At 39.5% G+C, this 22,275-nt stretch carries 19 protein-coding genes and 1 tRNA gene; 2 read left to right on the top strand and 18 right to left on the bottom strand.

What is annotated here, in order from left to right:
* Positions 1–103: 103 nt before the first annotated feature.
* The 17 genes from H5160_RS07545 to H5160_RS07465 all read right to left on the bottom strand — a co-directional run bounded on the left by H5160_RS07545 (position 104) and on the right by H5160_RS07465 (position 18,673).
* The gene (locus H5160_RS07545; RefSeq protein WP_024595964.1) at positions 104–601 is read right to left on the bottom strand and encodes a DUF2059 domain-containing protein; all 498 of its coding nucleotides are present in this window, start codon (positions 599–601) and stop codon (positions 104–106) included.
* A 130-nt stretch (positions 602–731) separates the two neighbouring features.
* Entirely contained in the window at positions 732–1,064 is a 333-nt protein-coding gene (locus tag H5160_RS07540; protein WP_002958501.1) for a Na+/H+ antiporter subunit G, read from the bottom strand.
* Between the two features lie 9 nt (positions 1,065–1,073).
* Complete coding sequence (locus H5160_RS07535; RefSeq protein ID WP_007378493.1) at positions 1,074–1,343, bottom strand: K+/H+ antiporter subunit F; 270 nt, start codon at positions 1,341–1,343, stop codon at positions 1,074–1,076.
* On the bottom strand, positions 1,337–1,873 hold the full coding sequence (locus H5160_RS07530; RefSeq protein ID WP_002958499.1) for a Na+/H+ antiporter subunit E: 537 nt from the start codon (positions 1,871–1,873) through the stop codon (positions 1,337–1,339). Before H5160_RS07530 ends, H5160_RS07535 begins: the two co-directional genes overlap by 7 nt.
* Positions 1,873–3,390, bottom strand: coding sequence for a monovalent cation/H+ antiporter subunit D (locus tag H5160_RS07525; RefSeq protein ID WP_024595965.1), 1,518 nt, complete (start codon positions 3,388–3,390; stop codon positions 1,873–1,875). Before H5160_RS07525 ends, H5160_RS07530 begins: the two co-directional genes overlap by 1 nt.
* The gene (locus H5160_RS07520; RefSeq protein WP_010554685.1) at positions 3,387–3,740 is read right to left on the bottom strand and encodes a Na+/H+ antiporter subunit C; all 354 of its coding nucleotides are present in this window, start codon (positions 3,738–3,740) and stop codon (positions 3,387–3,389) included. The genes H5160_RS07525 and H5160_RS07520 overlap by 4 nt, the downstream gene beginning before the upstream one ends.
* Positions 3,740–6,532 (bottom strand): monovalent cation/H+ antiporter subunit A, encoded by a 2,793-nt coding sequence (locus H5160_RS07515; RefSeq protein WP_024603510.1) that lies wholly within the window; start codon positions 6,530–6,532, stop codon positions 3,740–3,742. Before H5160_RS07515 ends, H5160_RS07520 begins: the two co-directional genes overlap by 1 nt.
* Positions 6,533–6,747: 215 nt before the next feature.
* On the bottom strand, positions 6,748–7,923 hold the full coding sequence (locus H5160_RS07510; RefSeq protein WP_182737221.1) for a hypothetical protein: 1,176 nt from the start codon (positions 7,921–7,923) through the stop codon (positions 6,748–6,750).
* Entirely contained in the window at positions 7,910–8,788 is an 879-nt protein-coding gene (gene nlpI, locus H5160_RS07505) for a lipoprotein NlpI (protein ID WP_002958493.1), read from the bottom strand. Before nlpI ends, H5160_RS07510 begins: the two co-directional genes overlap by 14 nt.
* Positions 8,789–8,929: 141 nt before the next feature.
* Positions 8,930–11,056: a polyribonucleotide nucleotidyltransferase gene (pnp, locus tag H5160_RS07500; RefSeq protein ID WP_182715660.1), complete on the bottom strand. Its 2,127-nt coding sequence runs from the start codon at positions 11,054–11,056 to the stop codon at positions 8,930–8,932.
* Positions 11,057–11,676: 620 nt separating this feature from the next.
* On the bottom strand, positions 11,677–11,946 hold the full coding sequence (rpsO, locus tag H5160_RS07495; protein WP_002958490.1) for a 30S ribosomal protein S15: 270 nt from the start codon (positions 11,944–11,946) through the stop codon (positions 11,677–11,679).
* A 153-nt stretch (positions 11,947–12,099) separates the two neighbouring features.
* Positions 12,100–13,059: a tRNA pseudouridine(55) synthase TruB gene (truB, locus tag H5160_RS07490; protein WP_002958489.1), complete on the bottom strand. Its 960-nt coding sequence runs from the start codon at positions 13,057–13,059 to the stop codon at positions 12,100–12,102.
* Positions 13,043–13,525, bottom strand: a complete 483-nt coding sequence (rbfA, locus tag H5160_RS07485) for a 30S ribosome-binding factor RbfA (RefSeq protein ID WP_002958487.1) — start codon at positions 13,523–13,525, stop codon at positions 13,043–13,045. Before rbfA ends, truB begins: the two co-directional genes overlap by 17 nt.
* A 109-nt stretch (positions 13,526–13,634) precedes the next feature.
* Entirely contained in the window at positions 13,635–16,295 is a 2,661-nt protein-coding gene (gene infB, locus H5160_RS07480) for a translation initiation factor IF-2 (protein ID WP_002958484.1), read from the bottom strand.
* Between the two features lie 25 nt (positions 16,296–16,320).
* Positions 16,321–17,820: a transcription termination factor NusA gene (gene nusA / locus H5160_RS07475; RefSeq protein ID WP_002958483.1), complete on the bottom strand. Its 1,500-nt coding sequence runs from the start codon at positions 17,818–17,820 to the stop codon at positions 16,321–16,323.
* Positions 17,821–17,859: 39 nt separating this feature from the next.
* Entirely contained in the window at positions 17,860–18,315 is a 456-nt protein-coding gene (gene rimP, locus H5160_RS07470) for a ribosome maturation factor RimP (RefSeq protein WP_002958482.1), read from the bottom strand.
* A gap of 281 nt (positions 18,316–18,596) precedes the next feature.
* A tRNA-Met gene (locus H5160_RS07465) sits at positions 18,597–18,673 on the bottom strand.
* 435 nt (positions 18,674–19,108) lie between these two features.
* Here H5160_RS07465 and H5160_RS07460 point away from each other — a divergent pair.
* Together H5160_RS07460 and H5160_RS07455 are read left to right on the top strand one after the other, a co-directional pair.
* Positions 19,109–19,570: a globin domain-containing protein gene (locus H5160_RS07460; RefSeq protein ID WP_002958480.1), complete on the top strand. Its 462-nt coding sequence runs from the start codon at positions 19,109–19,111 to the stop codon at positions 19,568–19,570.
* A gap of 314 nt (positions 19,571–19,884) precedes the next feature.
* The gene (locus H5160_RS07455) at positions 19,885–21,441 is read left to right on the top strand and encodes a cryptochrome/photolyase family protein (protein WP_182737171.1); all 1,557 of its coding nucleotides are present in this window, start codon (positions 19,885–19,887) and stop codon (positions 21,439–21,441) included.
* Positions 21,442–21,501: 60 nt separating this feature from the next.
* Here the strand turns inward: H5160_RS07455 and H5160_RS07450 are convergent, their stop codons facing one another.
* Positions 21,502–21,948, bottom strand: coding sequence for an Hsp20 family protein (locus tag H5160_RS07450; RefSeq protein ID WP_024595972.1), 447 nt, complete (start codon positions 21,946–21,948; stop codon positions 21,502–21,504).
* Positions 21,949–22,275 lie beyond the last annotated feature (327 nt).

Genomic DNA, 22,275 nt, shown 5'->3' with positions numbered 1-22,275 from the left:
TTTATGCAGACTGTTTGGTCTTTAGGCAAGGCAGAGCCTATGTTGTGTGGTTATCCCCCATAAACAGGCGATAACGCAGCATAAATACCAAACATGCGCTGCCCTAGTTTGATTCGCTACGGCTTTGCTCTAATTCGTCGCTTAGTTGCTGCGCCAAAGTTTGTATTTTAGGCATAGCATCTTTCATTAAGCTTTGTGACATTTGCATAGACTCTTGCATTACAACAGGCATTTTTTCGAGTATTTTTTGCCCTGTATCTGTTTTATAAAATGCTAACATATCGGCAATTTCTTGCTCACTAAAATGCTTGTCGTATACATTGACCATCATTGGCTGCATTTTAGCCCAACTCATCTCAGTTTTTAATACCGTCGTCATGTCGCCGTAGTACTTATCAAAAATTGCTTGCTCAGAAGGCTTAACACCCATTTGGTCTGACATGCCTTTCATCATACCTTCAACCTGGCCGTACATAGAATCAACCATTGAATCTAAATTCATTACACTAATGAGTTCATCTATTTTTTGCTGCTTAGTATTTTGTTCAGCATATAAACTACTAGAAAAAATCAGTAATGATAAAAGTAGTACTTTACCCATAATAATATCCTTTCATATAAATAATGGATTTATAGTCACATGAATAGTTTGTATTGTAAAGGGTACAAGCAATCATTAAAAAGGCCGAATAAAATGAATTTATTCGGCCTTTTATAAATTACTTTTTGCGTTAGTCGTCTTCTACATTATCTAGGCCTTTAGTGCCTTCTTTGGCTTTTAGCTTATGATGAATAGCTGACTTTATTAGCATGTAACCACTAATCGGTGCTGTAATTAGTAAAAATATAGTAATGAGTATTTCTTTAACACTTAGGCCATGCTCTGAACTTGCAAAATAAACCATAGCCGCAATTAACATACTCGCCATGCCTAACGTGGTTGCTTTAGTTGGTCCATGCAAACGCATAAAAAAGTCAGGTAGTTTAATTAAACCTATTGAGCCAATTAAAATAAACGTACCACCAAATAACAATAATATTGATACAACCCATTCGCTGATCATGTTTTCACCTTATTCAATTATATCGCCACGTAGTAAATACTTACACACTGCAACCGTACTTATAAAGCCGAGCATGGCAATGAGCAGTGCAGCTTCAAAATAAAGCCCTGTATCCATACTAATGCTGTATAAAATAATCAGTGCGATGACGTTAATGTACATAGTATCGAGCGCTAAAACACGGTCAGGCACTGACGGACCGATGATCAATCGCCATAAATTAAGCAATAATGATAAGCCAATCATCGAAAAAACAATGAGTAATACAGTATCTAACATTGAAATATCTCCTTTAGTGGAGCTTCGTAGCGTTGTTTTATTTGTTTGATAAGTGCTTCTTCATCTTTAAGATCAAGCACATGTATCAGTAAGTAGCGTTGCGTTGGCTCTTCACCTTCAGGTAACGACTCAGCAATTGGATAAACCTCTGCACTCACAGTACCAGGTGTAAGCGATACACAACTAGCCAATATAGTAATTGGCATGTCGTGTGTTAAATCTATAGGAACTTTTATAAAGGCCGGACGCAATTTTTTTGATGGTCCAAGTATAAGTAAAGCCACTTGTAAATTTGCAACAACAATATCGTATAGCACTATAAGTAACTGCTTAAGCGCCAAGCCTGGCTTTAAAATCAGTGGCTGAGGGTCTCGAAACGAAAAACTCAATATAGGGATAAGTATCGCAAAAATAGTCGCTAATACTAAGTGCCCTACCGATACGCTATTGTTTAACAATAACCAAACCATAAACAAAAATAAGCTACGAAATGGCGTTGGTAACCAACGAAAACGGGCTTGTAATCTCATCACATGCCTCCTTTAAGTACAGCATTAATACCGCCGCTTAGATCATGTAACTGAGTAGCAGCATTTAGCATATATTCACTTATTGGTCCGCCCAAAATAACTAGCAATGGCGAACATGCAAGTAAAGCTATAATTACAGTTACCTGCAACGGGTGTGCACTTGCACAATCGGCATTTTCGCTACTTTTGCTTCTATGCTCCCAGAACAAAGTTGTGCCAGCGCGCGAAAGCGCTACTAACAACGCAAAACTTGTTACTAAATATACTGGCCAAAATAGTAAAGCTTGCTCACTGTTTAATGTCGCTTTAAGTATCCAAATTTTACCTACAAAGCCTGACAGTGGTGGCATACCAACTACCGTTAAAGACGCAATAATAAAGCACACACCTAATAAAAATGGCTGTTTTACAGAGCGACCTGCTACTAGTCTATCGCCAACTTTACCGCGCTGGATTGAAACTAAGTCTGCTAGTAAAAATAGTGCGGCACTAACAAGTGTTGAATGCACTAAATAATATAAAAGTGCAGCAGTGGCATTTACATTTTGCAATGCTATTAGCGCAACCAGCGTACCTACCGATACTAATACTAAGTTAGAGGTGAGTTTACGTAAGTCTTGTGCTGCCATCACACCAATTGCACCTACTATAATGGTCGCAATTGCTAAGCCCCAAAGCCAAGGCTGCGCCATGTGTTCAAGCGCTCCGGCTTGTTCACCAAATATCACCGTATAAACACGAAGCATAGCGTAAACGCCTACTTTAGTCATAATCGCAAACAATGCAGCAACCACAGGTTTAGCACTTGCGTAAGTATTTGGAAGCCATAAATGCAGAGGTAATAGTGCGCCTTTTAAAGCAAATACTATTAATAGCAGTAAGCCGCCTGCTTTTGCTAGATATACATCATCACCTGTAAGTAGTGATACCTTTTGCGTCATGTCTGCAATATTAAGCGTACCAAGCACACCGTACAAAATACCCAAACCAATTAAAAATACGCTTGAGCCAACTAAATTCAATATTACATATTGCAATGCCGCGCGAGTATTTTGTTTATCACCTGCGTGCATTAACAATGCATAAGATGCAATCAGTAGCACTTCAAAAAATACAAATAGGTTAAATAAATCGCCAGTTAAAAACGCGCCATTTACACCTAATATCAAAAAGTGAACAAGTGGGTGATAAAAGCTGCCTTTTTCATCATCGCCAGCACTACCATATAAAATAGCGCCCAAACCTAAAAATGAAGTTAACGTAACCAATAAGGTAGACAACATATCGGCTACTAAGACTATTCCAAATGGTGCAGACCAATTACCAATAGCGTAAACGTTAATACCTGTATTATTAACATGTACAAGTAAAAGCACACTAATGGCAAAAGTAGCTATTGCCATTACAATTGAAACTAAGCGGCGAATTTTAACGCTTTTACCACATGGTGGCAGCAATAAAATAACAGCCGTCAGCATAGGTAATAAAATAGGGAGCGAAGCTAAATGTTGGATCATTTTTGCTCCTTATTATCTGCAGAGGTGTTGGGCACATAACCATCAACATGGTCGCTACCTAAATCGGCGCGTCCACGTATTGCCAAAATAACCACGAATGCGGTCATCGCAAAACCAATAACAATAGCTGTAAGCACTAAAGCTTGAGGTAGAGGATCGGCGTATTCTGTACCAGTACCAAGCACTACCGCTTTATTAATAGTAAGACGACCTGCTGAAAACAAAAATAAGTTAACAGCATATGAAATCATAGTAAGCCCAAGTACTACAGGGAACGTACGAGCTCTTAGCAGTAAAAACACACCGCAACTGACCAATACTCCAACGCAAGATGCGTACAATAATTCCATTAAATATTTACCTCTTTTTTCTGGGTATCTGCCGTCATATTACCTAAGCTTGCCAAAATCATTAGCGTAGCGCCTACAACCGTTAAGTAAACACCTAGGTCAAATGCAATCGCGCTGGCAAGCTCTGTTTTACCGACAAACGGAATATCAAAGTAGTCAAACCAAGTTGTTAAAAATGGCTTATCAAAGAACCAGCTACCCACACCAGTGAACAGTGAAATACCAATGCCTGAAGCTATGATTTTACGATAATTAACATCAAAACGTCCGTTTATCCATGCTGTACCATGCGCCATGTATTGCAAAATAAACGCGATTGACGTTACCAGTCCAGCAATAAAGCCACCGCCAGGTAAGTTATGTCCGCGTAAGAAAATATATGCAGAAACCAATAACGCAAGCGGTAATAAACTTTGTGAAATACTCGCCAGTAAGATTGGATGGCGCTCTCGTGCCCATGGGCGCCCTTCGCTGTCACTTGCTGGCATAAATAATGGGATTCGAGAAAGTACTTTAAATATACCTAATGCGGCAATGCCTAATACGGTAATTTCACCAAGCGTATCAAAGCCCCTAAAGTCGACTAAAATAACGTTAACTACATTAGTACCACCGCCACCAATTTTAGCGTTAGCAATAAAGAAGTCTGAGATTGAATCTAATGGACGTGTAAGTAATGCATAACAGATACTCGCTATAACTACACCTAACGTAGAGGCAATTCCTAAATCTCGAAGTACGCGTAATGAACTTGATTCTTTTGGCGTATGCTGGGGCAAGAAAAACAATGCCAGCATAAGTAAAATAATAGTAACAACCTCAACAGTTAACTGTGTAAGTGCTAAATCAGGAGCAGAAAAGCGTGTGAATACAACCGATACCATTAACCCTACGATTGAGAGCATTAACAACGATACCATTCGAGAGCGATGCCAAATAACGGTAGCAAGAGCACCAATAATCAATAAGCCCGCACCAATTGCATTGTGCACATCAACAGGGGTAAGTGGCATGCTGCCAGCAAGTTGTTGCATTTCAAATAATGGCCAACCGGCACACAGTAAGACTACCGCTAACATAATTACTAGGTAGCGCTGCAGCGATCCATTTTCGATACTGCTTACCTTTGACTGACACCAAGCAACAACACTTAAAATTACACGTTCAAAGGTTTTTTTAGCATTTAAAGGTGGTAATGACGCTTGAAACTGAAATAGATATTTACGATTAATATAAATAAATAAACCGCCAGCAATCGCCATTGCACTCATTAATAGAGGCAAGTTAAACCCGTGCCAAATAGCCAATTCGTAAACTGGCATTTCTTTTCCAAGTACAGCTAAAGACGCCGCAGATAAAATGCCATCAATTGTAAAGTGTGGGAACATACCCACTAGTAAACAAATCACAACTAATATTTCTATTGGTACACGCATATAACGTGGCGGTTCGTGCGGCGTGCGAGGTAAATCGATTGGCTCACCATTAAAGAACACGTCATGAATAAAGCGTGCGGAGTACGCAACAGCTAATGCGCCTGCAACCGTTGCCAGTACTGGAATTAACCACGACATAGAACCAAGCACTTGCTGATGCAGCGTTTCTGCGAAAAACATCTCTTTAGACAAGAAACCATTAAGTAATGGAACCCCTGCCATAGCAGCCGCCGCGACCATTGCAAGCGTTGCAGTGTATGGTAAGTATCGCCACATACCATTTAATTTACGCATATCGCGCGTGCCTGTTTCATGATCGATAATACCAACGGCCATAAATAACGACGCTTTAAACGTTGCATGGTTAATTATATGAAATATAGCAGCAACAGTCGCAAGCTCAGTATCAAGCCCGAGTAATAGCGTTATTAAACCCAAATGGCTTATTGTTGAGTAAGCTAACAATCCTTTTAAATCGTGTTTGAATAATGCTATGTAAGCACCAAACAACAGCGTAGCTAAACCTGTTAACCCAACAAGTAAGAACCACGTATCGGTGCCAGCTAAAGCAGGATGAAAACGTGCTAATAAAAATATACCGGCTTTTACCATGGTTGCAGAATGTAAATACGCGCTCACTGGCGTAGGCGCTGCCATTGCATGAGGAAGCCAAAAATGAAATGGAAATTGTGCCGATTTAGTAAACGCACCCAATAGCACCAATACTAATGCTACTTCGTATAAATCGTGAGATTGAATTATCGCTTTACTCGCTAGGATAACATCTAGGTCATAACTACCAACAATATCACCTAATAGCATTAAGCCTGCAAGTAACGCTAAGCCGCCCGCGCCTGTTACAGCAAGAGCCATACGAGCACCCTTTCGCGCTTCAGACTTATGCCACCAAAAACTAATTAATAAAAATGAGCTGATGCTCGTTAATTCCCAAAACAACCACAGCTGAATAACATTGTTAGACATAACAATGCCAAGCATTGCGGTCATAAACAGCATTAAATAACTATATAACTTAGCCATTGAGTCGTTGGCACTGAGGTAGTAACGCGTGTAGAGGATAACGAGCAAGCCTATGCCTAAAATCATAAACATAAACAATAAACTGAGGCCGTCTAACCGCAGAGATAGGTCGAGCCCTATTGACGGGATCCAAGCGAAAGAGTAACGAATGGTTTCGCCCGCTAAAACTGCAGGTGCATGGTATAAAGTTATTCCCAAAGCCGTTAAAGGCGCAAGAGCCGTTAAACTAGTGCTTAAATTGCGGGATAACTTACCTGTGCATGCAGAAATAACACTGCCAATTAAGGATAACAAGGGTATCCAGAGCAAAGTCATAATGTAGGGCCTTTTATAATCATAAGTTTATCAGGGCATCTCTTTTTAATACTAAGGGATGCTTTTACTGCCTGTTTTTAAACGACATTAATGACTATAGTTATACTGAAAAACACTGATTTTGTCTATAAAAAGCGGTTCTGTATGGGTGTTTTTTAAACATGAACTAACAATTTATTAAGCCTACAAAAACAATTAATTAATAGTGATAATTGTTAATTTAATATGGCCTTATTTGCAAATGTAAGCGCGCTGGAGTGGCGATAAGAATTACCATTGGTCATATCTAAATGCTTCAACCAAATCTCTCTATACTGCGCCGAGAGCCCTAACTGCTGATATTGCATAATAGACCAATTTTCACTAGGTTTATATGCAACACCACCTATCTGGCAACTCTTTGCTTTATGCCAGCCTATTGGGGGCGACTCATCATGAGAAATAAATAAATTAGGTGCCACAAAACCTGTTTTTGCACACAACCATGCTTGTTTAGTTTTAGGCAAAGCATATTCATCTTCAAAACCGTTAAAATGCATCAACTCATGCAAAAACACACTGTATTTTGCTTTTGAGTTTATTAGCATTGTTCCTTTAGTAACATTAGCCGTTCCATCTTTTGGCATCATTACTATAAAATCAAAATTGTTAGGAAGCTGGTTATTTAGTTTAGCTGATTGCCAGTCACACTTTGCTATTTGATTAGTGCTACTTTTACACTCAAGCATACCTGCAACGTAAACAGGTTTTGAAAAGCAAAATATATTTTCACGGGGCTCTGGCTGTTTATTATAAGCATTAATAAACTCGGTGAGTTTATATAAGCCACTACGATGATCGCTCATAGTCAGCACGTTAAACATACATTGCTTATTAGGTTTACCTATATTTATTAAAGATGAAAAACCGAGAGCGTGGATAAACTCACTAGATACTTTACTCTGTGGTGTTTTTAACTGAAGCTTTAGATGATTTAGCACATCCCCAGCTGGTAATTTTTTTTTACTAGCTAGTAACTTTAAATCGCTCCAACGTGAGTGCTCAAGTAACTTTGCTGCTAATATTTTACGCTCTGGGATTGTTAAATCATTTAATGCTCTGAGCCAAAATTGTTTTGCAGTATCGCTCTGACTGTTTTTAATAAGCTTAAGAGAATACATATATTGGGCTGAAGAAATTTTACTGCGGGCTAGTATAGCTAAAGAGGTATTTGGTAACTGCTCTAAATGATCAGAAAAATAACCAGGTGATTTCCAATAACTTTGTAGCACATTAGCTTTTGCGTTTAAAACATGCCAAAAGCCAATAGCGCCTAGGTGATTACTCGAGCCTGTAATTAACAAACAACATAGTAATACACCTATTAATTTAAAACGCTTAACTTGCGTCAACACCTTGCATCAACTCAAGCTCTAAACGCGCATATTTGTACTCAATAAACTCGTGTACATTAGTTGCTAGCGCAAGCCTAAAGTAGTCTGATGCTAAATACAGCTCACCTGCTGCTTGATGCATTTTAGCTAAATAAAAATAAGCTTCGCATAAACGCTGCGCATATTCTTGCTCAGTTCTAACACCATCACTAATGCCAGATAAAAATGCATGTTCACTCATATCCCCCGTATAAAGAGAAATTAACTGGTACGCCCATTGTGATTCATCAAGCGCAGTGGCATTTTGTTTAAGTGCATCAAGCGCAACGGCTTTATCCTCTTGTGCTTGTGCTAAATAAACCCATAAAACTCGGTACGGATCTTTTGGAGAGCGAGCTAAAAATTCATTAAAATCATTTTTAGCAAGGCCTGCTCTGTCGCCGTAATACAGTGCGATACCACGATTTAAATAGGCGTATTCATGCTCTTCATCAAGTTCTAGGGCAGAATCGAAAAACTCATAGGCTTTTTCATACTGCTGCATAAGCGTATGTTGAATACCTAAAAAATTATACACTTCAGCTAAATCAGGCTTAAGCTTTACTGCGCGATTAAAATCAATACGCGAAAGAGTTGTCATGCCTAGACTATCAAAAAGTACACCACGGTCGTAATAAAGCTTAGCTTGTTGTTCTTCGCTTAAGTCGGCTCTATTTAATAGCTCTGAGTAGCGTGCAATAGCAATTTCACTTCTAAAGTCAGAAGCTAAAGGTGCAGTAAATGGCACATTAACAATCGGGGTTGGTTCTGATTCTGTTGTAGTTTGGCAAGCGCTTAAAGACAAAATAGCAAAAGATGCCAAAGCTAAATGTTTGAGTATCATTAAAATCCTTAATACCAAGATATATCGCGATTAATATAAGACAGACCTTGTCCAATAAGGTTTCATTAAAGCATAAAAAAAGGGGCTAAACAGCCCCTTTTTTACTATCTAGCTAATATAACTAGATTAATAAGTTAGCAATTACGCGTCAGTTGGCGCGTCAGCTGCAGGTGCTGCTGATTCCATTGCTTCTTTAATACTTAGACGTACACGGCCTTGGCGATCTACTTCTAGTACTTTAACTTTAACTTCTTGACCTTCAGAAAGGTGATCAGCCACGTTATTAACGCGCTCAGTACTAATTTGAGAAATGTGTACTAGACCATCTTTACCAGGAAGAATGTTTACAAACGCACCGAAGTCTACGATACGTACAACTTTACCTTCGTAGATAGTACCTACTTCAAGTTCAGCTGTTAATTGCTCAATACGGCTAATTGCATTAGCTGCACTTTCGCCATCTGTAGCGGCAATTTTAATTGTACCGTCGTCACCGATTTCAATCGTGGTACCAGTTTCTTCAGTAAGCTGACGAATAGTTGCGCCACCTTTACCAATAACTTCAGCGATTTTCTTCTGTGGGATTTTCATTGTGTATATGCGAGGAGCAAACATTGATAGCTCTTCAGAAGGAGCAGAAATCGCTTCATCCATCACTTCTAAGATATGTAAACGTGCAGCTTTTGCTTGTTTAAGCGCAATTTGCATGATTTCTTGAGTGATACCTTCGATTTTGATATCCATTTGAAGTGCAGTAATACCTGCAGCAGTACCGGCAACTTTAAAGTCCATGTCACCTAAGTGATCTTCATCACCTAAAATGTCAGAAAGAACAACGAATTTATCGTCTTCTTTAACTAGACCCATCGCAATACCAGCAACAGATGCTTTAATTGGTACACCCGCGTTCATAAGTGCTAGAGAAGTACCACAAACAGACGCCATTGAAGAAGAACCGTTTGATTCAGTAATTTCAGATACTACACGGATTGAGTAAGGGAACTCAGTAAGTGTAGGCATTACAGCTGAAATGCCACGCTTAGCAAGGTTACCATGACCTATTTCACGACGCTTAGGAGAACCAACAAAACCAGTTTCACCTACACAGAATGGAGGGAAGTTGTAGTTAAGCATAAAGTGGTTTTTATGAGTACCAGTTAAATCGTCGATTAACTGTGAATCACGTTCTGTACCAAGTGTCGCTGTTACTAACGCTTGAGTTTCACCACGTGTAAAGATAGCAGAACCGTGAGTACGCGGTAATACGCCAGTCATTACGTCTAGTGCACGAATCATATCTGGTTCACGACCATCGATACGTTTTTCGCCAGCAGCTATACGGCCACGAACGATTTTCTTCTCAAGTGAACCGAAGATTTTGCCAATTTCTTGCTTGTCTAAAGACTCGCCTTCAGCAAGTTCAGCTGTTAATACTGCAACAACTTCATCTTTAGCTTCACCAAGAGCTTCTTTACGCGCTACTTTATCAGTGATTAAGTAAGCTGCGCCTACTTTTTCAGCAGCAATAGTTGCTACTTTATCTTCTAGTGCAACATCTTTCTCAGGTGCAGTCCAATCCCAAGTAGGCTTGCCTGCTTGCGCTTTAAATTCTTCGATTGCAGTAATGATCGCTTGAGATTGCTCATGACCATATACAACAGCGCCAAGCATTACGTCTTCTGCAAGTACGTTAGCTTCTGATTCAACCATAAGTACCGCTTTATCAGTACCGGCTACCACTAAATCAAGTTGGCTTTCTTCAAGCTCTTTTAATGTAGGGTTAAGTACGTATTCGCCGTTGATGTAACCAACGCGAGATGCACCAATTGGACCACTGAATGGGATACCAGAGATAGCAAGTGCTGCTGAAGTACCAATCATCGCAACCATATCAGGTTGGATTTCAGGGTTAACAGAAACAACAGTAGCAATAACTTGTACTTCGTTTACAAAGCCGCTTGGGAAAAGTGGACGAATTGGACGGTCAATAAGACGTGCAATAAGAGTTTCGCCATCGTTAGGACGACCTTCACGCTTTAAGAAACCACCAGGGATACGACCAGCAGCGTACATACGCTCTTGGTAGTTAACTGTTAGTGGGAAAAAGTCTTGACCAGGTTGTGCTTCACGCTTACCAACAACAGTTACTAAAACTGAAGTGTCGCCAATGCTTGCAAGTACAGCGCCGTCTGCTTGACGAGCGATTGCACCAGTTTCTAGAGTCACTGTATGTTGACCTAGTTTGAATTCTTTAATAATTGCTTGCACTTAAAATATTCCTTAAATGTATTCTAATAAGTTGTCATCAAAGTACCAATTACAGTACATAATTGTATTCAGTTGGAAATCAATTAAGTACTACAATTGGCAATGATGTGAATAATTGCAGATAAACCTTTTTACCTACGCGCATAGTATATACCAAAGCTACTTCAAAATGCGAGTCTAGGGTGTGTTGATCTTTGTGGATTGAAATTTGTTCAATCTAGGGGCGATTTAATCACGGCGCGAGATTTGTAACCTAGTGGGCTAAGTAAAAATCGAGCAACAAAGAGTTAATCGCCCCTAGGATGAACCCGCAAGGCAGCGCATGTTTGGCATTTATGCTGCGTTATCGTCTATTTATGGGGAATAACCACACTACATAGGCGCTGCCTTGCCTAAAGACCAAACATACAGCTGCAAAATTAATCACGAAAGGTCAACACACACTAGCTACTAGATTTAAGCTGGGCTAATGAGTGGGTAAATACAACGATGCTTGATAAGCTATGAAATAGGAGTTTTACAATATAATTCAATAAGTTTATAAATTTGTTTTATTTTCAAACACAAATTTTAGGCACAAAAAAAGGAGCTAAAAAGCTCCCATTTCTATAATCTAGTTCTTAACGACGTAGGCCAAGTTCTTTGATTAGTGCAGTATAACTAGTGATATCTTTACCTTTAAGGTAATCAAGTAGTTTACGGCGAGTGCTTACTTTACGAAGCAGACCACGACGTGAGTGGAAGTCATGCTTGTGATCAGCAAAGTGACCTTGAAGCTTGTTGATATCATAAGTAAGTAATGCTACTTGTACTTCTGATGAACCTGTATCGCCTTCTGCACGTGCAAATTTAGCAATGATATCGATTTTTTCTTGATTGCTTAGTGACATAGTAACTCCAAAAATTAAATTTAAAAGGTGTCTTAGCCGATCACTAATTCAGCCAAAACGATTAAGCCGGCGTATTCTACCAACTGTGGGAATAACTACAAGTTAATTATTCCCATCTACAACTAATAAGCCACTGCTGGGCACACTAATTGCTTATTCAGGCTTTACGTAATCATCTTGCTGGCTAGCAAGACCACGTTTAACCTTTAAATGGCCACTTGAGTTGCGCTCGCCAGTACCAATAAACACACCATCCGCAACAACTTTAATTGCCCCCTCAGGTAAAGCTTCAGGTAACTCGACTGCTTGCCCATGACTAAATACTTTGCCCTGCTCTTTCGAAATTTCAATAACAGGTAAATCAGTTAAAGCAGTGTCTATAGGTAATAACAACGAGTCTAAATAAGTAGAAGGCGCAAGCTCTTCTGCTTTCGCTTTAGCAAGCAACGCTTCAATTTCATCAAGCGAAACCATTTTATCTGCCGGATACTGACCAACAGCAGTTCTGTGAAGCATTATAACGTGTGCGCCACACCCTAGGTTTTCGCCCAAATCATCAACGATTGTACGAATATACGTCCCTTTTGATACATGAGCCGTCATTTGTAATACGTTGTTTTGTTCATCAAATTCGTCAAACGATAAGCTAAACACATTTATTTTTCTGCATTTACGAGGGACTTCAATACCCTCTCGTGCGTACTTATATAATGGTCTACCTTGATACTTAAGTGCTGAGTACATTGATGGATATTGATCTGACTCTCCAACAAAAGCTGCAATTTCTTTTGTTAACTGCTCACGCGTCACATTCACATCTTTCGTGCTTACGATTTCGCCATCAGAATCTGATGTTGTTGTACGCTCACCCAGTTTTGCACGAACGATATAGGTTTTATCTGTATCGAGTAAAAACTGCGTAAACTTAGTCGCCTCACCAAAACAAATTGGCAGCATACCTGTAGCAAGCGGGTCTAAAGCCCCAGTGTGGCCAGCTTTTTGTGCAAAATAAACACCTTTCGCTTGCTGCAGAGCTTTATTTGATGAAATGCCTTGCGGTTTGTTTAACAACAAAATACCGTCAACTGCACGGCCTTTACTGCGCTTTGCCATCTGTATCAGTGCCTTCTTCGCTATCTGTATCTTCTACGTGCTTAGTACTTTGTTCACTATCTGAAATATCAGCATCAACACTTTCTACATCTTCATCGACATGCTTTGCGTTATCTTCGCGGATAATAGAATCCACTAAATTAGAAATACGCATACCTTCCATCAGTGAATTATCAACTACAAACTTTAACTCAGGCATTATACGAGCACGAATACGCTTACCAAGTAACGAGCGAATATAACCCGTTGCTTCGTTAAGTACTTTAGCGCTTTGCTTAGCTGCATCTTCATCTTGTGTGTTAAACACAGTGATGAAAATTTTGGCATAAGATAAATCACGCGATACTTCTACCGCTGACACTGTCACCATACCTAAGCGTGGATCTTTAATTTCGCGTTGTAAAATTACAGCAATTTCTTTTTGGATTTGCTGTGCAACACGATCAGTGCGAGAAAATTCTCTCATTGCATTTGTCCTAAAATCATAACTTATTGAAATTTAATAATAAGCTAATTAAATAATGGATACACAAATGGGGGCTAAGCCCCCATTTATTAGTTTAGCGAGCTAACAATTAAAGAGTACGTTGTACTTCAACTGTTTCAAATACTTCGATTTGGTCACCAACACGTACGTCATTGTAGTTCTTAACGCCGATACCACATTCCATGCCGTTACGAACATCAGCAACATCGTCTTTAAAGCGACGAAGTGACTCAAGTTCACCTTCATAGATAACCACGTTTTCACGTAGTACACGGATTGGAGCGCTACGTTTAATAACACCTTCAGTAACCATACAACCAGCAATTGCGCCAATTTTTGGAGACTTGAATACGTCACGAACTTGCGCAAGACCAATGATTTCTTGTTTAAACTCAGGTGCAAGCATGCCTGACATTGCTTGCTTAACTTCTTCGATTAAGGCATAAATTACGCTGTAATAACGAAGGTCTAAGTTTTCAGTATCAATCACTTTACGAGCAGAAGCATCAGCACGAACGTTAAAGCCAACTACAATTGCGTTAGACGCTGCAGCTAGTGTCGCATCAGTCTCAGTAATACCACCAACACCAGAGCCTACAATCTTCACTTTTACTTCATCAGTAGAAAGTTTAGTTAGTGAATCAGAGATTGCTTCGATAGAACCTTGAACGTCTGCTTTAAGTACCACGTTAACTTCAGAAACATCACCTTCAGTCATGTTAGTAAACATGTTTTCAAGTTTAGCTTTTTGTTGACGTGCTAGTTTAACATCGCGGAACTTACCTTGACGGTATAAAGCAACTTCACGCGCTTTACGCTCATCTTTAACTACAGTTGCTTCGTCGCCCGCAGCAGGAATACCAGAAAGACCTAAAATTTCCACTGGAATAGATGGACCTGCCGACTTGATGTCTTTACCGTTTTCATCGCGCATTGCACGAACACGGCCATACTCAAGACCACATAATACAATGTCACCTTGGTTAAGCGTACCAGATTGAACAAGTACTGATGCAACTGGACCGCGGCCTTTATCAAGACGAGATTCAATAACAACACCTGCAGCCATACCTTCGGTAGGGGCAGAAAGCTCTAAAAGCTCAGATTGCATAAGTACGGCTTCAAGAAGGTCATCAATACCTAGACCAGTTTTAGCTGAGATATGAACGTACTGCGTATCGCCGCCCCATTCTTCAGGGATAACGTCTAGCTGAGCTAGTTCGTTTTTAACGCGATCTGGATCTGCGCCTTCTTTATCCATTTTGTTTACAGCAATGATTAAAGGAACGCCAGCTGCACGTGCGTGCTGTACCGCTTCTTTAGTTTGTGGCATAACACCATCATCTGCTGCAACCACTAAGATTACGATATCTGTCGCTTTAGCACCACGAGCACGCATTGATGTAAATGCAGCATGTCCTGGAGTATCTAAGAAGGTAATCATATTGCCGTTTACATCAACATGGTATGCACCAATATGCTGTGTAATACCACCGGCTTCGCCAGAAGCAACCTTCGCAGAACGAATGTAATCTAGAGTCGATGTTTTACCATGGTCAACGTGACCCATTACAGTTACTACTGGAGCACGAGGCTCTGACTTACCATCTTCATGGCGGTCGTTAAGTACTGTTTGCTCTAATTCGTTTTCTTTAACAATGATAACCTTGTGACCCATTTCTTCTGCAACTAGTTGTGCAGCTTCTTGGTCGATCACTTGGTTAATAGTAACCATGTCACCCATTTTCATCATTGTTTTAACAACTTCAGCGCCTTTAACAGCCATGCGTGATGCAAGCTCAGCTACTGTAATTGTTTCGCTAATACGCACTTCATTTTTAACATCAACAGTTGGTTTTTGGAAACCATGCTGCAGCGATGCTGGTGCTTTTAATTTAGACTTGTTACGGCCTCTTGACGCTGCAAATTTATCTTTTGCTGGCGCTTTTTTCTTTTTCTTAGCACGGCGAGTGCCTTGCTCATCACGAGCATCGGCAACATCTTCTGCTTCACGTGCATAAGTTGAAGTCGTAAGATGGTGATCCGCTGTTTCTTCGCGTTTCTTACGTTCTTCCTCTTCTTTCTTCCAGCGTGCTGAATTCTCTTCAGCTAGCTTTCTTGCCTCTTCTGCTTGACGTTTCGCTTCTTCTTCAGCTTTCTTCAATGCGGCCTCTTCTGCTTCTTTTTGCAGACGCTCAGCTTCTATGCGATCTTTCTCAGACTTAGCACTTTGCTCTGGGGTCATCTGCTTTTGTTTCGCTTTACGCTCTGCATCAGCTTTGCGTTTAGCTTCTTCTTTAGCTTTACGGTCAGCTTCTTCTTTCGCTTTACGTTCTGCCTCTTGTTTCGCTTTTAATTCTGCGGCTTCTTGTTCAGCTTTTTGTTGCTGTTCAAGACGGGCTTTTTCTTCAGCGGCTAAGCGTGCTTGCTCTTGTTCTTGCTCCATTGCGCTTTTCTTCACGTAGGTACGTGTTTTACGAACTTCAACTTGAACATCTTTAGCTTTACCCGTAGAACCAGTCACACTTAATGTGCTTTTGCTCTTACGTTGTAAAGTCATACGCGCTGGGCCATCTGAACCTGTACCACCATGATGCTTGCTTAAATGATCAAGTAACGTTGCTTTTTCAGCTTCTGTTACGTTATCAGTTGCTTGCTTAGTGATACCTGCTTGTGAAAACTGCTGTAGCAATTTATCAACAGTTGTACCTATATCGCCGGCTAGTTTTTCAACATTTACTTCTGCCATAGTGTGTAATACCTCCGTTAATAAATTACTCGTCTGCAAACCAACAAATGTTTCGTGCAGCCATAATCAGTTCACCCGCTTTTTCAGATGAAAGTTCTGTGATATCAACTAATTCGTCAATACCTTGCTCTGCCAAGTCTTCAAGTGTAACAACACCTTTGCTTGCCATAACAAATGCTAAGTGACGCTCTAAGCCTTCAAGCGCAAGTAAGTCTTCAGCTGGCTCTGCGCCATCTAAGCTTTCTTCCGTTTTAAGTGCTTTAGTTGTCAATGCATCTTTTGCGCGTGAACGCAATAAATCTACAGTCTCTTCATCAAGACCATCAATTTCTAAAAATTCAGACGCAGGTACATACGCCACTTCTTCAAGTGTCGAGAAACCTTCGTTAATAAGTAATGATGCAAACTCATCATCTATATCTAAATTTTCAGTGAATAAGTTAAGTAACTTATCAGATTCAGCTTCATTTTTGGTACGCATGTCTTCAACAGTCATTACGTTTAGTTCCCAGCCAGTTAATTGGCTTGCTAAACGAACATTCTGACCATTACGACCAATTGCTTGTGCTAGGTTATCGGCTTCTACAGCGATATCCATTGAGTGAGTGTCTTCATCCATTACGATTGAAGCAACTTCTGCTGGCGCCATTGCATTGATAACAAATTGTGCTGGGTTGTCATCGTAAAGTACGATATCAACACGTTCACCACCAAGCTCAGACGATACAGCTTGAACTCGTGCGCCACGCATACCAACACATGCACCAATTGGATCAATGCGTTTGTCGTTAGATTTAACAGCAATTTTAGCGCGTGAACCTGGATCACGTGCAGCTGCACGTAACTCAATCATCTCTTCGCCAATTTCTGGCACCTCAATGCGGAATAATTCCATTAGCATTTCAGGTTTAGAGCGCGTTACAAATAATTGTGCACCGCGTGCTTCAGGTTTAACTTCATATAAAAGACCACGGATTCGATCACCCGGGCGGAAGTTTTCACGTGGCAACATGTCATCACGGTAAATTACCGCTTCTGCGTTGTTACCTAAATCAAGTACGATTGCATCGCGAGTTGCTTTTTTAACAACACCCGTTACCAGCTCGCCTTCTTGATCTTTATATGCTTCAACAACTAAAGCGCGCTCAGCTTCACGTACTTTTTGTACGATAACTTGCTTAGCCATTTGTGTTGTAATACGGTCAAATTTGATTGAGTCGATTTGCTCTTCAACATAATCACCCATTTGCAAATCAGGTTCTTCAACCTGTGCTGCTTCTAGAGTGATTTCGCTGTATGGGTTCTCTAATGAACCATCTTCTAATACAGCGGCAATTTGCCAGCGACGGAACGTATCGTAATCACCGGTTTTACGGTCAATTGCTACACGTACTTCAATTTCGCCATCGTGTTTTTTCTTTGTCGCTGTCGCTAGAGCGAACTCTAGAGCTTCAAAAATCTTTTCTTTTGGAACCGCTTTCTCATTGGAAACGGCTTCAGCAACCAATAATATCTCTTTTGCCATGGGTAATGCCTCGCTTGCCCTATTCCTTCGCACTCGAATTTAAAACTTCGCGATTAAATTCGCACGTTCGATGTTACTAAGCATGATCAGATGCTCCGCACCATCGCTAGATAGTGTGATCATATCGCTGCTAACTGCTACTAAGTCGCCTTTAAAATTACGACGACCATCCTGTGGAAGTTTAGTACGCACGCGTACTTCCTCTCCTTGCGCCTGCTCGTAGTGATCTTGTTTGAATAATAGACGATCAACACCAGGAGACGATACTTCCAAATCATATTCATTTGTAATTGGGTCTTCGACGTCTAAAATCGCACTAATTTGGCGACTGGCATCCGCACAGTTATCAACTGAGATCCCATCCTCATGAGCAATATATACTCTTAAGGTAGAATGGCGACCCGCTTGTACAAATTCAAGACCATGCAACTCAAAGCCTAACATTTCTACCGCAGGCGTTAACATGGTTACTAAATCTTGTTCAAGTTTTGTCACGAAAATCCTCCATACAAACAAAAAAAGGGCTTATAGCCCTAAAATACTGAGTTTAAATTTTAATTTGATAGCAATTGCCACAAATCGTAAGGTGCAGATACAACAACGCCCCGAACCAAGCGGGGCGTCACACCAATAAAGCATAAAACTGTGTGGCCGAGGGCCAAGCTTGGTTGCGAGTCAGTAAACTGACCTAATTAAACTACATAGCCTAAAACGCAAAACGCGCATTACTTAGAATGCGCGATATAAATTAGTAAGGTAATACCTACTAGTAGAATTGGTTGCGGGAGCCGGATTTGAACCGACGACCTTCGGGTTATGAGCCCGACGAGCTACCAGACTGCTCCATCCCGCGCCAATAGATATCAAACCTTAAATTTAATATCGCTGTTAGCTGTTATACAACACACTAAACAATGGCCGCTATTATAAGGATGTACAGGATAATTAGCAACTATAATACGCAATTAGTTTATAAAATTTGCAATTCGTCAAGATGCTAATTTAATGTATATGTAAGTAACATAAGTAATCAGCCAACTTTATAAAATTCCCATACTTGAGCCATAAAATGTAGTAGCTTATTATTTCAGGATAAAAATCAGATAAACTGAAGTTTAATAACTCTTAAAATACGTTTTAAAGGCTCACTAATTACCAGAAAGTAAATAGATATAACAAAAAGCCATACTTTCACACTAAAAAAACGTGCAGAATTTGAACTGCCCGCTATAATCAACATTATTCCTACTTGATAATAATAGTTATTACTCACTGCAACGAGATAAAAATGAATCAACAACAATCAGCATTATTAAATAACTTAACAATTATTAAGCCTAACTTTCATGCGTTTACGGCTAAATTTCATAGTAAATTAGCCCAATCTAGTATTGAGATGAATTACCCGACGGCCTTACAGTTTAACGAAAAGAGCTTTACCCTCTTTTGCGTATTAGAACGAATTGTTAAGCATTTAGATAAACCAGCATCGGTAGCTCCTTTTTTAGCTCACCATTTAATGTATCTAAAAAAAAGCGGCGCTTCACACAGTGACATTGCCCTTTTATCTAACGCTTTTTACGAAACCCTTGAAGAGCACCTTGGTAAACATTTTACTACTGAGAGTCAGCTCGCTTGGAAAAAAGCGCTTAGATACTTTGAAAGCTTTGCAAGCAATGTTCTTTTCAACGTTACCAATGTGGTTTCGTTACAACAAAGAATGCAGCAAAAGCAAAGTAATAAAATTTAGATATTCAATTTTGGGGGGGTGACTTAATTTACTTAATCTCCCCTTAATTAGACTCATTTTAACACCATGGTCAAAAACGCCTTGATATGCGGTTAAACTTTTTTGCCCTATTGCTAACAGCACACTGTATTGTGTTATTTAACGCTTCTATTCGTTTTACTAATCCATTATTAAACTCAAGAAACAACTAATCCCCAGCATTAAAAACAGCAAACTATTGTCGTTATGCACTTAATTACTCCTATTTACTTGTTATAAAATATTAAAACGATCGTTTAATTAACTATGCCCGTATAAAAAAATTTGGCTTTACTATGACCTATCATAAAACACTTAGATTAATATTAGGCGATCAGCTAAACCCATCTCATTCATGGTATAAACAAAAAGACGACGACACGCTTTATCTCATCGCAGAATTAAAACAAGAAACCGACTACGTTAAGCATCACATTCAAAAACTATGTGCTTTTTTTAATGCTATGGAAAACTTTGCGACTGCATTAAAAACGGCTGGTTTTAATGTTTTGCATTTAACACTTGACGATACCGCTGACGACAAAGATTTAATTGAATTACTCAAGCGAATTGCTGATAAATACCAATGCGGAACTATTGAATATCAATACCCTGATGAGTTTAGGCTTAAGTCTCAATTAGCTAAGTTTAAAAGTGATGGCTCATTTGATGTAATTGCCACAGATACTGAACATTTTTTATTACCGTTCACCGAAATAAAAACACGCTTTACAAAAAACAAGCATGTGACAATGGAGCACTTCTATCGTGCTATGCGTAAGCAGTTTAATATATTAGTTGATGATACTAAGCCAACCGGTGGCAAATGGAATTTTGACAGTAATAATCGTAATAAATTTTCCAAAGCTGACTTAGCGTGTATACCAAAACCTAAGCTATTCAATAATAATGTCAAGAGCATCATTTCTCGCTTAAATAAGCACAAGATCGTTTACTTTGGCGAAATAGCCGATCAGAGACTAGAGTGGCCAACAACGCGTAAACAAGCTATTGAATCTCTAGAATACTTTTGCGAGCATTTACTTAGTTGCTTTGGTCACTTTCAAGATGCGATGACAGATCAAAGTAAAAATAATACCAGCTTGTACCATAGCCGATTATCGTTTGCCCTAAACGCAAAAATACTCCACCCGTTATATGTAATCAAACGTGTAATAAGAGAATACGAACAAAGACCCAGTGAAATATCCCTCTCGCAAGTAGAGGGCTTTACTAGGCAAATATTAGGTTGGAGAGAATATGTACGTGCCATTTATTGGATTAACATGCCCGACTACGCTGTTAAAAATCAACTACAAGCCAAAAACACACTACCATCTTATTTTTGGAACAGCTCTACAAAAATGAATTGCCTAAGCCACTCATTAAAACAAAGCCTTGAAACCGCTTATGCCCACCATATTCAACGCCTAATGGTTATTGGAAACTTTTGCATGCTTACAGGAATAAACCCTGATGACGTAGATAATTGGTACCTAGGTGTTTATATCGATGCCATAGAGTGGGTAGAGATGCCCAACACCCGAGGAATGAGCCAGTTTGCCGATGATGGAATAATTGCGACTAAACCTTATGCTGCAAGCGGTAACTACATTAATAAGATGAGCGATTACTGCAAAAGCTGTCAGTACGATGTAAAACAAAAAGTAGGTGATAAAGCTTGCCCGCTAAATAGTCTGTACTGGCATTTCATGAATAAACACAGAGACAGGCTAGAAAAGAACCCTCGTATTGGTATGGTATATAAAAACTGGGATAAACAAGAAAAAACACTCCAAGAACAAACGCTGCAACAAGCAACCTACTACCTTAATAATTTAGAAGCGCTGTAAACAAAAAAGCCGCCTCGAATGAGGCGGCTAAGTAATCAGGGGAATATGTACTTTAGAAGATTATTTACCTTCTATTAGATTGCTATTACCAATTTCAATTTTACGTGGTTTTAGCGCTTCAGGGATTTCACGTTCTAAGTCAATACTTAGTAAGCCATTGGCTAAATCTGCGCCAAGTACTTTTACATGATCTCCTAACTGGAATTTACGTTCAAAGTTACGCTCAGCAATACCTTGATGAATAAATTTACGCTCTGCGTTTTCATCTTTATTTGCTTTAGTACCTGTAACTTTTAATGTGTTATTTTCTGACTCAATGGTTAATTCGTTATCGCTAAAACCGGCAACGGCCATAGTGATTCTGTATTTGTCTTTATCGAGTGCTTCTATGTTGTAAGGAGGAAAACTTGGCTGCTTATCTGTATTAGCTGCCGCATCCATAAGTGATGCTAAATGTTCGAAGCCGATAAATGAACGATAAAGTGGTGATAAGTCTACTGTACGCATAATAATATCCTCATATTTAAGCGATATTTTGCATGTGCTTTTCTATTGAACAAGCTCAAGCAAAGTTTAATTAATAATATAAATTTCAATTATTTAAGTTTAATTTAGGACCCATCAGGCGTCCTACTTAACTATATATGGACGGTAAAATTGTTTTCAAGAGATTAATTTTAAAAAATTAAAAATAAATAAAAAAAGGCACTAAAAAGCTGTCTCTTGATCACAAGTCTGACTCAAGAGATTTTGCTAAATCGTAGCCTTCCAGGATGGCTTGTAACTTAAGCCATCCTTGCCATAACACTTTCACAGATGCACGCCCTGTGCGCT

The sequence above is a fragment of the Pseudoalteromonas sp. SG43-4 genome (genome assembly GCF_014164325.1).
Classification (GTDB): Bacteria; Pseudomonadota; Gammaproteobacteria; order Enterobacterales; family Alteromonadaceae; genus Pseudoalteromonas; species Pseudoalteromonas distincta.
This window is presented reverse-complemented; position numbering and strand designations above follow the sequence as displayed.

Bases quoted from the DNA above. Each gene is read 5' to 3' on its own strand.
- H5160_RS07545 (WP_024595964.1), bottom strand. From the start codon at position 601: ATGGGTAAAGTACTACTTTTATCATTACTGATTTTTTCTAGTAGTTTA.
- H5160_RS07540 (WP_002958501.1), bottom strand. From the start codon at position 1,064: ATGATCAGCGAATGGGTTGTATCAATATTATTGTTATTTGGTGGTACG.
- H5160_RS07535 (WP_007378493.1), bottom strand. From the start codon at position 1,343: ATGTTAGATACTGTATTACTCATTGTTTTTTCGATGATTGGCTTATCA.
- H5160_RS07530 (WP_002958499.1), bottom strand. From the start codon at position 1,873: ATGAGATTACAAGCCCGTTTTCGTTGGTTACCAACGCCATTTCGTAGC.
- H5160_RS07525 (WP_024595965.1), bottom strand. From the start codon at position 3,390: ATGATCCAACATTTAGCTTCGCTCCCTATTTTATTACCTATGCTGACG.
- H5160_RS07520 (WP_010554685.1), bottom strand. From the start codon at position 3,740: ATGGAATTATTGTACGCATCTTGCGTTGGAGTATTGGTCAGTTGCGGT.
- H5160_RS07515 (WP_024603510.1), bottom strand. From the start codon at position 6,532: ATGACTTTGCTCTGGATACCCTTGTTATCCTTAATTGGCAGTGTTATT.
- nlpI (WP_002958493.1), bottom strand. From the start codon at position 8,788: ATGATACTCAAACATTTAGCTTTGGCATCTTTTGCTATTTTGTCTTTA.
- rpsO (WP_002958490.1), bottom strand. From the start codon at position 11,946: ATGTCACTAAGCAATCAAGAAAAAATCGATATCATTGCTAAATTTGCA.
- truB (WP_002958489.1), bottom strand. From the start codon at position 13,059: ATGGCAAAGCGCAGTAAAGGCCGTGCAGTTGACGGTATTTTGTTGTTA.
- rbfA (WP_002958487.1), bottom strand. From the start codon at position 13,525: ATGAGAGAATTTTCTCGCACTGATCGTGTTGCACAGCAAATCCAAAAA.
- infB (WP_002958484.1), bottom strand. From the start codon at position 16,295: ATGGCAGAAGTAAATGTTGAAAAACTAGCCGGCGATATAGGTACAACT.
- nusA (WP_002958483.1), bottom strand. From the start codon at position 17,820: ATGGCAAAAGAGATATTATTGGTTGCTGAAGCCGTTTCCAATGAGAAA.
- H5160_RS07460 (WP_002958480.1), top strand. From the start codon at position 19,109: ATGAATCAACAACAATCAGCATTATTAAATAACTTAACAATTATTAAG.
- H5160_RS07455 (WP_182737171.1), top strand. From the start codon at position 19,885: ATGACCTATCATAAAACACTTAGATTAATATTAGGCGATCAGCTAAAC.
- H5160_RS07450 (WP_024595972.1), bottom strand. From the start codon at position 21,948: ATGCGTACAGTAGACTTATCACCACTTTATCGTTCATTTATCGGCTTC.